A 16,710-nucleotide genomic window follows, 5' to 3' on the forward strand; every position below is an offset into this window, starting at 1 on the left:
TCCTATAATAACTAGTAAGATTTTTGATAATCCCTTTGATGCAAAATATGAAAAGAAATAGAGTATTCCGTTTATAAGAATACTCTATTTAATACTACATAATTGTTACTATACTTCAGCTTGAACCTGTTTTATTTTTAGTAAGTCTACCTTTGGCTTTGGTAAAATAAAGGCAATTATAGTTGCTATTACAGGTAAAATTGTTAAACATGTCAATGCCTGCCTAATTCCATAATTATCTGAAATCCAGCCTAGAAATGGAGCTGCTACCCCTCCTATACTTACAGCTAGACCTAAGGTAACTCCAGAAGCCAGCCCCATATGATTAGGCAAGTACTTTTGTCCTAAGACTACCATAGGGCTAAAAGGTGCAAAAAGTGTTAATCCTATTGGTATTAAAAGTATCATAGATGTCAAAACAGTATGAACGTTAACGAATATAATTAATAGTGGTATTAAAATACCAAACCCTACCTTTACAACATTTCTTTGACCATAGTGATCTGCTAAACGACCGGCTATGAGAGTACCTATAGCGCCCATAACAAGTAAAATAGTTAATGCTGTACTTCCCGTTGTTTTAGATTGATTCAAAACATGTATAAAATATAATGGTAGAAAAGTATTTAGACCAAAAAAGGTTATAGAACGACAGGTGATTGGTCCTAAAAGCTTTAAAAAAGAATTCCATTCATCTTTAACTTCCTCAGAGGTTATAGTTCTTTTTGTTATTTTGGAAGATTCTTCTTTTTCCTTTTGTAATAAAGATGGAATCTGAATCATGAAAATAATACTTACAATTAGCACTGGAACAATTAAAAATATGCTTCCTTTTAAGCCAAAGATTAATAAAAGGGGTGTAGTAAGTATTGGACCTAATGCGAAGCCCACATTTCCGCCTGCTGTAAATATGCTGACACCAGTTGCCTTTTTTTCTCCTGATACGTTGTTTGCCAATTGAGCACCTCTAGGGTGAAATGCAGCTATACCTATGCCGCTAATAGCAACTGCAGTGAAAATAAGCCAATAATTTGAGGCATAGCCGGCACCAGCCAGTCCTAAGCCTGCTAAAAGCATCCCAAGAGGCATTATCCAGGGAGTTGAAATTTTATCTGCAAAATAACCAAACAATGGTTGTACAATTGATGAACTAAAATTTGCTGCAAATATCAAGCTCGCAGCAGCTGCATAACTAAGATGTCGTCCACTTATCAAGAATGGAAGCATAGCAGGAAGTGCACCTTGGTTTATGTCTGTTACCAAATGTCCTGCACATAATAAACCTATATGTCCACGTTTCATAGTATCACTCCTTGAGTAGTTATAAATTCCTATACCATTATAGCAAAGAAAGAATCATTTAAAAAACCTGAGAATATAGGCATAGACGTCGTATAATATATTTAATTAGCAGTATTTAAAATAGGGTTTTAATTCTATATATTTTTGTAAAAACAATGAATTTTTTAAAGTAAAATGAAAATAGAAAGGGAATGAAAAATGAGAACAGAAAGTGGGTACACTTAAGAAATTTAAAAGCTTCAAAATTAAGACAGATGGAATTTTAATTCCACCTGAATTCTAGTTAAATAAGTCTGGAAATATAAGGTGATTAGTGAATGAAATTCTCAAACCCATCAGCATATTTTGTAGGTGAAAATTCAATTATTTCGTATTCTGCAATTTCCTTAATATAAAATGGGTCTTCTTTAATTATGTTTTGAACTTCTTTCCTATCTCTCGCATTACATAGAATCACTCCACCTATTCTTGGATTTCTTCTACCTGAACAAATGAATTTTTGTAGTGAATAATACTTATCTAAGTACTTTACATGGGAAGTTAATTCATTGTCAACTTCATCCAGGGGCTTTATGTACCTTAATACTAAAATAAACATTGATATTTTCCTCCTAAAAATTAATTTACATTATCCTATTAGAACTATATCATATTTGGAGGTTATTACATACTGCTTCTTGTATAATAAATATAAAGCCTGTAGTTAATAAAATATTAAAGGAGAGAATATCACATGGATATTAAAAATCAAAAAGAATATTTTAATAACACTTATGAGAGATGGAAAGAAATATCTAATGAAAAAGATAATATTATAAACAAGGCTGTAAATGCATTAGGGATATCAAAAGGAGACTCAGTACTGGACGTGGCATCAGGAGTAGGTGTGTTATATACAGCTTTGAAATACAAACAGCTAAGTAATTATGTTGCTTTAGATATATCGGAAAAAATGCTAGAGGAACTAAAAACTTTATACCCTGAAGCAAAAACTATATGTGCTGATTTTGACAAAGAGGTGGAACTAGAAGAAAAGTTTGATTATATTATAATATTTAATAGTATTCCTCATTTTGCAAATTTAGATATAGTATTTTCTAATGCAAATAAGCATTTAAAAAATGGAGGAACTTTTGCAATAGTTCATACACGAACTCGAGAAGGACTAAAAGAGCATCATAAAAAAATAGGATTTAATTTAGGAAGAGAAGCAATTCCAAATGATGATATTTTGGATAAGCTTGTGAAAAAATATGGCTTTGGAGAAAGTGTTATAGAAGATGATGATTTTTTCTACTTTAGTTGTATAAGATAGCAAATATGACATACTGATGTCATATAGCCTTATGTATAATTAAAGAAAAAACATGAGGTGATTGTGATGAATTATGAAATAGTAAGCTTGGAGAAAAAGGTAGTAGTTGGATTAATGAAAAAAACTACAAATAGTAACAATCAAGCGGTTACAGATATTGGATTGTTGTGGCAAGACTTTTTAGGCAGCGGTGTTTATTCAAAAATTAAGAACAAGACAAATTATAAAACAATAGGTTTATATACTGATTACGAAGGAGATTTTACTAAGCCTTATAAATTCTTTGCTTGTTGCGAAGTGGATAAATCTGAGGAGGTTGTATTACCTTTTGAAAAAAAGATAATCGAGCCTGGAAAATATGCGAAATTTATTGTTAATGGGCATATCCAAAATGCAGTGAGTGAATTTTGGATGGAGCTTTGGAAAATGAATTTGGATAGAAAATATGCTAGTGATTTTGAAGAGTATCAAAATATTTCAGATGATATAAATAATCAGGAAATACATGTTTATATTTCAATAAATTAAGTTATAGTGTAGGAATTTTGCTTGGTGTACCATATAAAATATTAGGTATTACAGAGTCTTTATGCCTTTTCAGCATCCACAAAAAAATTTAAGCAAGAGAAAAGAGTTTAAAAAAGGGTGGTAATATATTACTAAATTGATTATAATAATATATAGATTTAAATTTACTTAAGGAGGGTCTAGTATGAGATGCATGATATACAGTAGTTCATCTGTAAAAAATGGAAATATGTTTTTTTACGGGAGAAGTGCGTCCTTTTTTAGGAAAACTGTATGTATAAAATCATGCTTAATTAAATGCTAGGATCTCTTATATTTTAGCACGGATTATAGCTCTATGGTTTTATACTATAGAGCTTTTCTTATTAATAAAATAAACTTTAGTTTTTTGCCAGTCAATATGGTGATAAAATTAAAGTTTTTTGGATGTACACTCCTATAAGCCAGTAAATCAAAGTTGATGATTTATGTGGCTTATTTGTTTTTTTGTAAAAATATTTTAATAGAAGTTATAACAATGAAAAATAGCATTAAATATTCCTATAATATTTAAGCTTAAAAATATAAATTAAACAATTAAGGAGAATGAAAATTATGATAGCATTAGCTCTAAATAATATTAAAAAATACTACGGAGGAACTCAAATTATTGATAATATGAGTTTTGAAGTACATGAAGGTGAAAAGGTTGGTATAGTTGGCAGGAATGGCTGTGGAAAAAGTACAATATTAAAGCTTATTATGGGGCTCGAAACAGAGTACAGTGGAAATATTATAATAAAAAAAGATTCTAAACTAGGATATGTAGACCAGCTGCCAAGCTATAATGAAGATTTTAAGGTTATTGATGTGTTAAACCTAGCCTTCAATACTGAAAATGAAATCTTAAAAAACATGAAAAAGCTAGAAGATATAATGGCAAATCTCAAAGAAGATGAATTGGATAAAATTCTTAAAAATTATAATGAACTTCAACAAAGTTATGAACAGATAGGAGGCTATGAGACAGATGAAAGATTAAGCAAGATTTGCATTGGGCTTAATATAACTGAAGATTTTAAACAAAGAAACTTTAGCACGTTAAGCGGAGGTGAAAAAACCACTGTACTTCTTGCTAAGGTGCTGCTTCAAAAGTCTGATATTCTACTTCTGGATGAGCCTTCTAACCACCTTGATTTAAAGTCAATAGAATGGCTGGAGGATTTTCTAAAGAACTATAAAGGTGCTGTGATTATAGTATCTCATGACAGGTATTTTTTAGATAGAGTAGTAACTAAAATAATTGAAGTTGAAAATATGAAAAGTAAAACCTATTTGGGAGGTTACTCTCAATACCTAGAACAAAAAGAAAAAGATATTGAACTTCAACTTGAAGCCTATAATGTTCAGCAGAAAAAAATTAATGCTATGGAAAAGTCTATTAAAGATTTAAGAGATTGGGGAATGAAAGGAGATAATGAAAAGTTCTTTAAAAGAGCTGAAAACATTAGAAAGAGATTAGAAAAAATAGAAAAGGTAGATAAACCTAAGCTTGAAAATCGCAGCATGAATTTAAACATTAATATAGGTCAGCGTTCAGGAAAAGATATAATTAAATTAGAGGATGGATTTAAAAGTTTTAAAAACAAAATTATTCTAAAAGATGCTAATCTTCATTTTAGATATGGAGAAAAGCTGGCTTTAATAGGAAGTAATGGTTGTGGAAAATCCACTCTATTAAAATTACTGCTAAAAGCTTTAAATCCTCAAGAGGAGTCTGAAGATTATGTATTAGATAGTGGAAAAGTACAAATTGGTACTTCTCTAGAAATTGGATACTTACCTCAAAATGTGGTATTTAGCAATGAAGAATTCTCATTATTAGAATGTTTTAGAGAAGATATAGAACTACCTGAAGGCAAAGCTAGAGAGTATCTTGCAAAGTTTTTGTTCTTCGGTGAAAATGTATTTAAAAAAGTCAAAAATCTTTCAGGTGGAGAGAGAAGTCGTCTTTTACTTTCAAAACTTATGTTTAGAAAAGTAAATACTCTTATTTTAGATGAGCCAACAAATCATTTAGATATTGCATCCAGGGAGGCTCTTGAAGAAACATTAAAAGAATTTAAAGGAAGCATTTTATTTGTCTCTCATGATAGATATTTTATTAATACAATCTGCAGTAGAATAGTTGAACTTAAGGACGGGGTGCTGACTTCCTATGAAGGAAACTATGAATACTACAAGTTAAAAAGTAATAAAGAGCCAGAAAATGAAAAGTTAATTGTAAAAGAGACTGAAGATAGGAAAATATATAATAAAAAAATAAAGAACAAGGAAAAAACTAATGAAAAAAAGGCTGATGTTATTGAAGAGAGAATTCAGGAATTGGAAAGTAAAATCAATCTAATTGAAAAAGAAATGGGGAGTTGTAATGAATATTCTAGACTTAATGAACTTCATATCCTAAAGGAAGATATCAATTTAGAAATTGAAGATCTAATGGAGCAGTGGATGCAAATTTCATAAAACAATTCACTAAGTAAGATTGATAAAAAGTTTTTAAATCTACTTTAGGCCTTGGAAACATATTCCTCCGTGTAAGTTAAGCAATAAAGTTCAATATCTATAGTAAAAAGTTGTAAAATTATTTATAATTAAAATAGCTATGGAAATTTCACCTATAAATAACTAAAGTAACAAAATGATAAACTACATGGGGGAATATTTTTATTGAAAAGCTATCTTGAAGAAGTTTTTTCAAGGTATATAATTTTATGAAAGTGAGAGTATAGGATGTTAAAAAGGAAATATTTATTTTTTGTAAGTTTTTTAGTAAGTACTTTATTTTGTATGTCAGTTAAGGTATCTGCTGCAATGGTTCAAAACAGATTTGGAGGCGTTGACAGATATGCTACTAGTATCAGTATATGTGAAAATAACTGGGATAAATCTGACTATGTAATTTTAGCTTCAGGAGAAGGCTTTGCAGATGCTCTTTGTGCTGCACCTTTAGCAAAAAAATATAATGCACCAGTTATATTGACAAATGGAAAGATTTTAAGTGAAGATATAGAAAAACAGTTAACTAGATTAAATGTGAAGCAGGTATTTATAATAGGTGGCACTGGAGTTGTATCAACGAATATAGAAAAACAGTTAGATACTATGAAAATAGGACATGAGAGAATAGCTGGCAATGATAGGTATGATACCAGCTTAAAGGTTGCACAAATTATAGGAAATGATAAAGGGATAGTTCTGGCATCAGGTGAGAACTTTGCAGATGCATTATCAATAGCACCTATAGCTGCTGTTAAGGGAATGCCTATATTATTAACTAGTAAAAATAATTTACCTCAAGGTGCAAAGCAATATATACAAAATAGCATCCAAAAGTGTTATATTGTTGGTGGTGTAGGCGTAATCAGCAATAGTACTACTGATTACATTGCTGATTACAAGAGATTAGGCGGCATGGATAGATATGAAACTAATCAAAAAATAATTGATGAATTTTCTAGTGATATAAACTTTAGCAGTATCTATGTAAGTTCAGGGGAAGGTTTTGCAGATGCATTATCTGGTTCAGCAGCGGCGGCAAAAACAAACTCACCCTTAATACTTACAAATGGTAAGTCCTCAATTACAAAAACTCAATTTTATTCTAAAATTTCTTCAGAAAGTGAGTTTAGGGTATTAGGGGGAGAGGCAGTTGTGCCAAATGAAGCTGTAGAAAATTTATTAATTGATAAAGTGGAAAGTAATTTTAAACTTGGAGATGATTTATTAATAAGTAAATACAGTAATTTAATAAAAGGTAAAAACATTGGACTTGTTACCAATCAAACAGGGGTAAGCAGTAGGGGGATAAGTACTATTGATATATTAGCAAATTACGGTGAAGCTAAGCTTACAGCTCTCTTTGCACCAGAGCATGGGATTGATGGAAAAGCTAAAGCTGGAGATTATGTAAAATCATATATTGATGAAAGATTAAGGATTCCCGTATATAGTCTTTATGGAGATACAAGGATGCCTACAGAAGAAATGCTATCTAAGGTAGATGTTTTAGTGTTTGATATACAGGATATAGGAGCACGTTCTTATACTTTTATGTCTACATTAAATTATTGTATGAAAGCAGCAGCTAAGTATAATAAAGAAATTGTTGTTTTAGATAGACCTAATCCATTGGGAGGAGAAATTTTAGATGGTCCAGTGTTGGAAGATAAATTTAAAAGTTTTGTAGGGGTAGATAATATGCCAATGACTCATGGTATGACTGCAGGGGAGTTAACTCAATTCTTTAATAGAAACATAATGGCCAAGCTTACGGTGGTACCTATGGAAGGATATAATAGAAGTATGATATTTCAAGACACTGGATTAAGCTGGATACAAAGTTCCCCATATATACCAAACATAGAATCTGTTTTTTGTTATTCATCTACTGGACTTGGTGAGGGAACTACAGTATATCAAGATGACTATTTTACATGGGTTGGAGGAAAAGGTATTGATTCTGAAAAGTTTGCTCAGCTTTTAAATGCAGCTAATTTGTCTGGAGTTAAATTTAAAGCAGCTTCACAAAATGGATTTGGTGGAGTAAAGCTTGAAATTACAGATTATCATACATTTAATCCTGCGAGAACAGGAATATATGTATTAGCTTATGCTCACTCCTTAAACAATTTTCAAGTTCCTAAAAGTACAGATACAATTAATATGTTTGATAAAATAATGGGTACTGATAAAATTGGACAATACCTAGAAATGGGCTATACTCCTCAGCAAATTGAAGCAGAATATAAATTAGGACTTGAGCAATTTAAGGCTGAAAGAAGGGAATATTTGTTATATAATTAATTTAATATAAAAAATGATAGAGGTGGTATTTTGAATTTTCAAGGTGTTACTATAGGATTAATTTCTTTTTTAATAATAGGAATCTTTCATCCTATTGTAATTAAAGCAGAGTACTATTTTAGTAAAAAGATTTGGCCTGTATTCTTAATTGTTGGTATAGTATTTATATTTTTATCTATGAGTATAAATACACAAATATTATCAGCTATACTAGGTATTACGGGGTTTTCATGCCTTTGGAGTATTCACGAAATTTTTGAGCAGGAGAAAAGAGTACAAAAAGGATGGTATCCAAAGAAAGAGTAAAAATATACTTTATAATCTATATTATAAGTTTGAATTGCAGAATATCAAGATATATCTGCAATTCATTTTATAGGGGGAGATTGTTACGTTTAAAAAAATAATAAGTGAAGAGTGTAGGTCAAGAATTAAATTGGCAGAGGAAATTGCAAGTAAATGTCCCTTAGAGTACGGAAAAGAAATTATTATCACTGGATCTGTTTCAAGAGATCTTGCAGATGAGAATTCTGATATTGAAATTGAATTTTTAGTTGATGATTTAATGCCAGAATGTGATATGGTCAATTGGATTAAAGAAATTGGGGGAACAGAGATATATCCCTATGGTGCACCAATAGGGGATGGTTCTGTATGGATAATATTTAAATATAAAGATTATTGGATTGAAGCAGGATGGCAAAAAATTAAGACTATGAGAAATAATATAAAATCAATTATAGAAGGTGAAGTTTATACTCACGATAAGCTCACTTTAGCTTCAACATTCAAAAATGCGATTTTTATAAGAAAGAATGGAATATTGGATAGCTTACAAGAAGAGTTAAATTCTTATCCAGATGAACTTCAGAAAAAGATTATAATGAATACCATTGGTCCATGGACTATAGATTTGGGGTTAAATGTAAGAAGAGTATTAGCTAAAAGAGATGATAAAATGCCATTACTTGAGAGAATGATAGCAGACATTCATAGGGTGTTAAGGATTTTATACGCAGTAAATAAACAATGGGAGCCAGACTGGAAGTGGACAAAACACATAGTTAAGGATTTAGATATAAAGCCTCAAAATTTAATTAAGAGAATAGATTCTATTATATGTATAAAAAACAGTGAGGAAAGTCTAAAAAATTGTTTTCAGTTAATACATGATACTTTATCTCTTATACCAGAAGATGTAGAATCTGAAAATACAATTAGAAAAATTATGAACAATATTAGTTAGCTAAACTATAAGGAGTGAAATTTCTTAACAATATCTTTGTAGCTCGACAGAATAAGATTTACTCTATATCCTAGAGGGAGGTAATTTCTTATGAAGGCTAAATCTAGGTTATTGGTACTTATTTTTTCGTTTATATTTATTTTAGGTTTAATATACTTAGAAACCGAAATATTATTTCCAAGGGACTATGGTGCTACAGTCAGTATAGAAGGTACACAAGGACATGGAAAGTTAATAAAGGAACAACAGAATGACAAATACTATATTAGTTTTACTGAACATGATAATGGAGAATCAAGTCCTATAAAGCTAGAGTGTACTAAGGAACAATATGATTTTATTAAAAGTGGTAGGGAGTATCACGTATTATATAAGAAGAATTATTTTAATAGAAAATCTGGTAAAGTTTTAATGCTTGATGATAAACCTATATATAATGGCGGTTATCAGATAGCGAAGCTGGAATTACTTTAAAAGTGAGGGGTTGTTGAAAAACAATCCCTAGAGGAGTTTTTATGAATAGTATTTTATGAATAGAAGATGATATAAAATACTATTAAGAATATACACGATATATACACCAATAAGTTTTATGAAATGTACTGCCAACATCATCAGAAACTCTAATATACCATCGCTGAATGAAAATATTAATTCCAGAAAAGAAAAGCAGAATATCAGTAAGGAATATTTAGTTAAAGGAAAGAAGATACTATATGTATAAGCCTAATGGAAGCGTTGGAATTAGAGGAGGATATGAATGATATGAGTGACATAATTAATAACAGGGAGTATAGACAGAAAGTACTAAAAGAATTAATCAATGAGCTTCACAATGGTAAGAATGTTGAGGAAGTTCAGGAAAGGTTTCATGATCTGGTTCATAATATATCCACAAAAGAAATATCAGAGATGGAAGCTGCTTTGATTAAAGAAGGAATGCCCGTTGAGGAAATCCAAAGATTATGTGATGTCCATGCTGCTGTGTTTAAAGGTTCTATAGAAGAAATACACCATCCCGATAAGGCCGCAGGGCATCCTATTCATACATTCAAACTGGAAAATGAGGCTGTTAGAAAATATATTTATGAAAATGTAAAAAAGAATTTAGAAGACTTTAAAGAAAATGATAATAAAGATAATAGATATAAACTTATTGAAAATTTCAATATGCTGTGGGATTTAGATAAGCATTACAGCAGGAAAGAAAACTTGTTGTTCCCTTACTTGGAAAAGTACGGAGTTACTGCACCGCCGAAGGTTATGTGGGGGGTAGATGACGAGATAAGGGCAGGTATAAAAGAAACAAAGTCTATGATTCAGAATGATTCAAGCAGTAAGGAAAACATTATATCTAAAATAGATGAAATTACAAATAAAATACAGGAAATGATTTTTAAAGAGGAGAATATTCTTTTTCCCCTCAGCATTGATAGTCTAACTGAAGATGAATGGTATGAAATTGAGTCAGATAGTGATAGTATAGGCTATTGTTTAACTGGTCCAGCAGATAAATGGAAACCTGCCAGAGCTGATGTGGAAGCTAGAGAACAGGAAAAGAGACTTGCAGGTGAAGATTCAGAGGGATATATAAAATTTGATACTGGAATACTAAAGGCTAAAGAAATAAGCGCAATTTTTGATCACCTACCTGTAGATATAACTTTTGTTGATAAGGATGGCGTTGTCAAATATTTTTCTAATAGTAAAGAAAGAATATTCATTAGAACAAAGGCAGTAATCGGACGAAAGGTTCAAAACTGTCATCCACCAGCTAGCGTGCATGTAGTTGAACAAGTAGCTGAAGACCTTAGAACTGGTAAGAAGGAGCACGAAGACTTTTGGATTAAGATGGGAGATTTATATATACTCATAAGATACTTTGCTGTAAGAGATGATAACGGTGAATTTCTTGGAATACTTGAAGTTAGCCAAAATATTAAACCAATACAAGAAATTACAGGAGAAAAGAGACTAATATCTGATTAGTGTTGTATTTATATAATGATAGAGTTCAAAAGAAAATTTTAAAAAATATAAAATAATATATAGCATAATTGCGTATTAATCATAAAAATAAGCCGGTTAGGGTGATAATCATCTTACCGGCTTTTTAATATTGTATAATCTAATTATTTTACTGCAGCATATGCTTCAGCAGCAGCAAAAAGGTAGTAGCAAAGACCAATCTGTTGAGATTCTAACATATTTCTATGAAAATCATCTTCTAAAAAAAATCTAGACTGCATAGCAAATGTCTTTGCATCTATACTTACACCATGATTATTTAAAAATGCAATATGCTCTTCTAATATTTTTTGTAACTTTTCATCTGTAATCTTCCAGCCATTTACAAGAGCATCTGATACAGATTTAATAAACTGCTGTCCTTCTGCTGCTTTTTCGTTTAATTCTTCTATATTGATATCTTGATTATCTAGAATATCATGACCATATTTATCTTTTAAATATTCATTTTGCTGCGAAAGTGCATTTTCCCACTCTTCTTTATTTAATCCTTTAAACATTTCTGATTTATTCATAGTTTTCTCCTTCTTAGTACTAATAATTGAATTTTCTAGAGTTTTTAATAAACAATCTAGTCTATGCTTGCGTGATAAAAGTAGTTCATGTTGTTTAGTTAAAGATTCTAATCGATTAGGTTCATCATCTAAGGCCTTCTTAATATCCCTGAGAGAAAAATCAAGTTCTCTATAAAATAAAATCTGTTGTAGACGCTCAAGTTCTTTTATTCCATAAATACGATAACCAGCATCACTAATTTTGCAAGGTTCTAGTAAACCTATCTTGTGATAATGATGCAGTGCTTTTACTGTAACTCCTGTTAGTTCTGCAACTTCTTTAACTGTATATTGCATAATATTTCACCTCATTCATAATTATAGGCGCTTCTTTAAGATAATAGCTGAGTCTATATTAAATATGGAGTATTTCCTAGGACATATATTTGCCTTTCTATTAAGATGAATAGGTTATAATCTCATATATGCGCATATGCTTTGATTACAGTTATATAATAATCTATTCTGTAAGGTAAGAGTCAATAAAAATTTTAAAATATATTTAAGGACTACATTGATATTTCTATGTTAAAATTATAATTAATTAGCATTATGTGGATAAAAGAAAAGTTAAGAAAGTATGTATTTTTTCTGGAGACTTATTTATCTAGGGACTTATAGATTTAAAAAGTAAGGTATAGGAGGATACACTGCATATGGAAATTAAAAAAGGAAAAATTGAAGATGTGAAGGTAATAATGAATATAATTAAAGATGCTATTATTGATATGGAGTCAGAGGGGATATATCAATGGGATGACATTTATCCAAACGAAGAGGTAATAACTAATGACATTAATAGTGAAAATCTCTATGTCTATATAGATGAGTGTGTTATCAAGGGTTTTATTGTATTAAATGAATGTCAGGACAAAGCATATGAATCAATAAATTGGGAATACAACAGTGGTAAGCATCTAATTATTCATAGATTATGCATTAATCCTCAATATAAAGGTAAAGGTATTGCAACCACTCTTATAAGGTATGTAGAAAAGTTAGGACGAAAGAATAAATATGAATCAATACGCTTAGATGCATTTAGCAAAAATAGTCATGCATGTAAGTTGTATGAGAAAAATGGTTATAACATAAGAGGAATAGTAACTTTTAGAAAAGGTGATTTTTTCTGTTTTGAAAAAGCACTGCAAAAGCGATAAAGGAGGATTCTAGTTATAATGATAAAATCATTGTTATTAGGTGTAACTGTTGGGATATTAGGCTATATTATATGCTATGCATTAGCGAGGAGTCAGGGAATTGCTACCTCATTGAGTTTTGCAGCTATGTTATTAGTAGCTGTGGTTATTACTTGTTCTAGCCTTATTCTTACAGCTATAAAACAAAATAAATAGGTATTAAATGTGATAAGCTTGCTAGCAAAGCAGAAGATTGGAGAAAAATTTAGGGCTTATACTATTAATTATTGTTAGTTGTTTAAGTATTGTTGAAGGAGATAATGTTTCAGGTACTCCTGTAGATATATTTAACAAAAGCAATATTTCTTCTGAAGAATTAGCACAATATAACAGTGTCTATATCTCTAGGTGTAAGTTTATTCATAAATAATTTTTCATAGAGGTTTGTTGAAGTTACTTTAAAAGTAGCTTCTTTTTTGTGTATTATATTCAAAACATAAGCAAATATTATCTCTAGAGGTGATAAAATGCGAAAAAATAAATTGATTTTGTTATTTTCAATTTTAATTTTAATTATATGTTTTTCTATAGGATGTAAAACAAATAAATCAGCTCCAAAGAGCAGTACTAATACTCCAAATAGTAATAGTGAGCAGGTGAAAAAAGATAGCGAATCGCAAGAAAAGACACAAGCACCACCTTCAAAAGCTGAATCGATTCCAGAGCCTAAAGCTAGCATAGAATACAAACCTGTTCCAGAACCTAAGCCTGCACCGGAACCTAAACCTACTCCAGAGCCTAAACCTGCTCCAAAGCCAGAACAGCCTAGAAGACAAGAAAGCGAAAATAAGGTATTAACTACTTTTAGTACAACAATTTTAGATAGTGATGAAAACAGAGTTAATAATATAAGACTTGCGTCTCAAAAAATAAATGGATTTGTACTTAAGCCAGGGGAGACTTTCTCCTTTAATAAAATTGTTGGAAAGAGAGATTATAGCAAAGGATATAAAAAAGCTAAGGTTTTGGTAAATGGAGAATCAAATGAAGGTGTTGGAGGAGGAATATGTCAATTAAGTAGTACTGTATATAACGCTGCTCTAAAATCTGGTATGCAAATTATAGAAAGGCATACTCATAGCGGCGAGGTTGGATATATTCCAAGAGGTCAGGATGCTGCAGTAAGTTATGGATATAAAGACTTAAAGTTCAAAAATGTTAATAACTATCCTGTAAAGTTTATAGTAAGTATAAAAAACGGTAAGGTATATGTTTCTACAATTAAGAGCATGTAGATATAAATATAACTCAATAAATCATAAAGAAGTCAAAAGAGAGAAATATACTGTAAAGGTATCTCTCTTTTTCTATAAGAATTGAATTTAAATATTTGGATAGTGTAAGGTGCAACATGTATAATATTAATATAAAAAATATCAAATAAACGAGGTAAGGATCTATTATGTTTGCAAAACAATCTGTGATAATTAAACATGAAAAAGGATTGCATGCGAGGGCTATTGCAATGGTAGTTCACAAAGCTAGTGAAATACAAAAAAAATATAATGTAGAACTATTTATTACATATAAAGATAGAAACAAAATACCTGCTACAAGTGTTATGCCTTTAGTGCTTTTAAAGGTAAAGAGAAATGAAGAAGTAATTGTTGAGGCTTATGGTGAAAGGGTGAAAGCAGCAGTTAATGAATTATGTGATTTTCTTCAAGGTGACTTTGATATTTCTAATAAAAATGAAATAAATCAAATAGATAACATAATAAATACTAACACTATAACCTGGGAACAGGTTTTTGAGAGCATGGCTAATGGAATAGTGGTTAGTGATGAGAATGATGTAATAACTGTTCTTAATCCAGCAGCAGAAAATATTTTAGGAATAAATGCTTTAGAGGCAATTGGTAAAAAGGTTTACCATATAATACCTAACTCTAGGTTGCATATTGTAAATAAAACTAAAAAAGCAGAGCTCATGTGTAAGCAATTAATAGGAGATTCATTAATATTAACTAATAGAACACCTATTTTAATTGATGGACAATCTAAAGGAGCGGTAGCAAGTTTTGAAGATATTTCTAATTTTGAAAAAATAACAGGAGAACTTAAGGAAGTAAAGGAGCTAAAAGAAAGACTACAGCTTATATTGGAATCTGTTCAAGATGGTATATGTGTAATAAATAATGAAGGGGTAATAACTTATGTAAATCCAGCTTACTTAAAAATTCTAAATGAAGAGGGAAAAAATTTAATAAATAAGAATGTAAAAGATATATCTCCTATGGGGGCTAGAAAAAAAGTATTAGATACAGGTAGGTTTATAACAGGAGCAATAAGTTATAAGAAAAATGGAGTTACTATTGTATCAAATATCAGTCCAATAATCATTGATGGCGAGATGAGCGGTGCAGTTTCTGTTGTAAAGAATATAACTGAGGTTCAAGGTCTTTATGAGAAATTAAACAAAGTATCTGCAAAGGCAGAATATTTAGAAGAACAGCTTTTAAGAACCAGGAAGCCTCATAGAGCTTTTGAAAAATTTAAAGGTAAAAGCGGTAAGGTGATAGACGCTTTAGCAGTAGCTACTAAAGCAGCTCAAAGTAATTCTACAGTTTTAATAAGAGGTGAAAGTGGTACTGGTAAAGAATTAATTGCTGAGGGTATTCATTTTTCAAGCAAAAGGGCTTCAGGGCCGTTTATAAGAATAAATTGTGCTGCAATTCCGGCTAACTTGTTGGAAAGTGAGTTGTTTGGACATGAAAAAGGAGCTTTTACTGGAGCTATAAAAAGAAAGTTAGGTAAATTTGAACTAGCACAAAATGGCACCATTTTTTTAGATGAAATAGGAGAACTGGACAAAAGTGTTCAAGCAAAAATTTTAAGAATAATACAAAATAGAGAGCTGCAAAGGTTAGGCGGGGAGGAAACTATAAAAGTCAATGTGAGAATTATAGCTGCTACTCACAGAGATTTAGAGCAAATGGTTAAAGAAGGAGACTTTAGAGAAGATCTATACTATAGGTTAAATGTCATACCAATAATTATTTCACCACTTAGAGAAAGAAAAGAAGATATAGCTTTATTGGTGGAACACTTCATTGAAAAGTTGAAAGGTGAAGAGAATATAAAAGGTATAAGTAAGGATGCTATGGATGTACTTGTTAGCTATAAGTGGCCGGGAAATGTTAGAGAGTTAGAGAATCTAATAGAAAGAATTGTTGCTCTCACTGATAATGAGTACATAGAGGTAGAGGATTTGCCATCATACATAAAGGAAGAAGATACACCTAAAGATGAAAAAGAAAAAACAGTGGAAACAGAGTGCTTAAATGCTAGCACCATATTAGATAGCATAAAGGAGAATGAAGAAATACTACCTTTAGCGGAGTATGAAAAGATTATTATAGAAAAAGCGCTAAAAAAATATGGCAGCTATAATGCTGCAGGAAAAGCTTTAGGTATTACACATAAAACTGTAGCGGCAAAGGCAAAATTGTATGGAATTGAAAAAGTTGTACTTTGGTTAAAATGAACACATTGGTAATAAGTATCAATAATTAACTAAAATATCAATTAGTATATGCATTTTATTTATGATCATTTAAAAAATTAGGCATAAGTGTGTATAACCAGTGTAAAGCTATATATTAGAGGTTGCGCATTGATTTTACAAAATATTACTTTAAAACGTTTTCTTTTGGCATGTATTTTGCTAATTTAAATAAGCACAAAATAATA

General features: G+C 30.5%; 16 protein-coding genes. 13 read left to right on the forward strand and 3 right to left on the reverse strand.

The features are described 5' to 3' along the window. Positions 1 to 108 precede the first annotated feature (108 nt). Complete coding sequence (locus ACZ5N4_RS04630; RefSeq protein ID WP_464207582.1) at positions 109 to 1,302, reverse strand: MFS transporter; 1,194 nt, start codon at positions 1,300 to 1,302, stop codon at positions 109 to 111. Positions 1,303 to 1,612: 310 nt separating this feature from the next. Continuing rightward, positions 1,613 to 1,900, reverse strand: coding sequence for a YciI family protein (locus ACZ5N4_RS04635; protein ID WP_464207583.1), 288 nt, complete (start codon positions 1,898 to 1,900; stop codon positions 1,613 to 1,615). Positions 1,901 to 2,035: 135 nt separating this feature from the next. On the opposite strand from ACZ5N4_RS04635, the gene ACZ5N4_RS04640 reads away from it, so the two are divergent. The 8 genes from ACZ5N4_RS04640 (at position 2,036) to ACZ5N4_RS04675 (ending at position 11,225) form a co-directional block, all read left to right on the forward strand. Then, positions 2,036 to 2,617, forward strand: a complete 582-nt coding sequence (locus ACZ5N4_RS04640; RefSeq protein WP_464207585.1) for a class I SAM-dependent methyltransferase — start codon at positions 2,036 to 2,038, stop codon at positions 2,615 to 2,617. 66 nt (positions 2,618 to 2,683) lie between these two features. Further along, positions 2,684 to 3,145: a GyrI-like domain-containing protein gene (locus tag ACZ5N4_RS04645; RefSeq protein WP_464207587.1), complete on the forward strand. Its 462-nt coding sequence runs from the start codon at positions 2,684 to 2,686 to the stop codon at positions 3,143 to 3,145. Between the two features lie 594 nt (positions 3,146 to 3,739). Next, the gene (gene abc-f / locus ACZ5N4_RS04650) at positions 3,740 to 5,650 is read left to right on the forward strand and encodes a ribosomal protection-like ABC-F family protein (RefSeq protein ID WP_464207589.1); all 1,911 of its coding nucleotides are present in this window, start codon (positions 3,740 to 3,742) and stop codon (positions 5,648 to 5,650) included. A 267-nt stretch (positions 5,651 to 5,917) separates the two neighbouring features. Further along, entirely contained in the window at positions 5,918 to 7,990 is a 2,073-nt protein-coding gene (locus ACZ5N4_RS04655) for an exo-beta-N-acetylmuramidase NamZ domain-containing protein (RefSeq protein WP_464207591.1), read from the forward strand. A gap of 30 nt (positions 7,991 to 8,020) precedes the next feature. After that, the gene (locus ACZ5N4_RS04660; protein ID WP_464207593.1) at positions 8,021 to 8,296 is read left to right on the forward strand and encodes a DUF4491 family protein; all 276 of its coding nucleotides are present in this window, start codon (positions 8,021 to 8,023) and stop codon (positions 8,294 to 8,296) included. A gap of 130 nt (positions 8,297 to 8,426) precedes the next feature. Further along, a complete protein-coding gene (locus ACZ5N4_RS04665; protein ID WP_464207594.1) occupies positions 8,427 to 9,236 on the forward strand; it encodes a DUF4037 domain-containing protein in 810 nt (269 codons plus the stop codon). Between the two features lie 90 nt (positions 9,237 to 9,326). Then, the gene (locus tag ACZ5N4_RS04670) at positions 9,327 to 9,710 is read left to right on the forward strand and encodes a hypothetical protein (RefSeq protein ID WP_464207596.1); all 384 of its coding nucleotides are present in this window, start codon (positions 9,327 to 9,329) and stop codon (positions 9,708 to 9,710) included. 291 nt (positions 9,711 to 10,001) lie between these two features. Beyond that, the gene (locus ACZ5N4_RS04675; RefSeq protein ID WP_464207598.1) at positions 10,002 to 11,225 is read left to right on the forward strand and encodes a DUF438 domain-containing protein; all 1,224 of its coding nucleotides are present in this window, start codon (positions 10,002 to 10,004) and stop codon (positions 11,223 to 11,225) included. 143 nt (positions 11,226 to 11,368) lie between these two features. On the opposite strand, the gene ACZ5N4_RS04680 is transcribed toward ACZ5N4_RS04675, so the two are convergent. Beyond that, positions 11,369 to 12,115: a MerR family transcriptional regulator gene (locus ACZ5N4_RS04680; RefSeq protein WP_464207600.1), complete on the reverse strand. Its 747-nt coding sequence runs from the start codon at positions 12,113 to 12,115 to the stop codon at positions 11,369 to 11,371. Positions 12,116 to 12,474: 359 nt separating this feature from the next. Between ACZ5N4_RS04680 and ACZ5N4_RS04685 the strand changes: the two genes are divergently transcribed. The 5 genes from ACZ5N4_RS04685 (at position 12,475) to ACZ5N4_RS04705 (ending at position 16,504) form a co-directional block, all read left to right on the forward strand. Continuing rightward, the gene (locus ACZ5N4_RS04685) at positions 12,475 to 12,978 is read left to right on the forward strand and encodes a GNAT family N-acetyltransferase (RefSeq protein WP_464207602.1); all 504 of its coding nucleotides are present in this window, start codon (positions 12,475 to 12,477) and stop codon (positions 12,976 to 12,978) included. A gap of 18 nt (positions 12,979 to 12,996) precedes the next feature. Next, the gene (locus ACZ5N4_RS04690) at positions 12,997 to 13,173 is read left to right on the forward strand and encodes a hypothetical protein (RefSeq protein ID WP_464207604.1); all 177 of its coding nucleotides are present in this window, start codon (positions 12,997 to 12,999) and stop codon (positions 13,171 to 13,173) included. A gap of 37 nt (positions 13,174 to 13,210) precedes the next feature. Continuing rightward, a complete protein-coding gene (locus ACZ5N4_RS04695; protein WP_464207606.1) occupies positions 13,211 to 13,387 on the forward strand; it encodes a hypothetical protein in 177 nt (58 codons plus the stop codon). Positions 13,388 to 13,484: 97 nt separating this feature from the next. Then, complete coding sequence (locus ACZ5N4_RS04700) at positions 13,485 to 14,252, forward strand: VanW family protein (protein WP_464207608.1); 768 nt, start codon at positions 13,485 to 13,487, stop codon at positions 14,250 to 14,252. Between the two features lie 185 nt (positions 14,253 to 14,437). Further along, a complete protein-coding gene (locus ACZ5N4_RS04705) occupies positions 14,438 to 16,504 on the forward strand; it encodes a sigma 54-interacting transcriptional regulator (RefSeq protein WP_464207609.1) in 2,067 nt (688 codons plus the stop codon). The last annotated feature ends 206 nt before the right edge of the window (positions 16,505 to 16,710 follow it).

The organism is Clostridium nitrophenolicum, assembly GCF_055391695.1.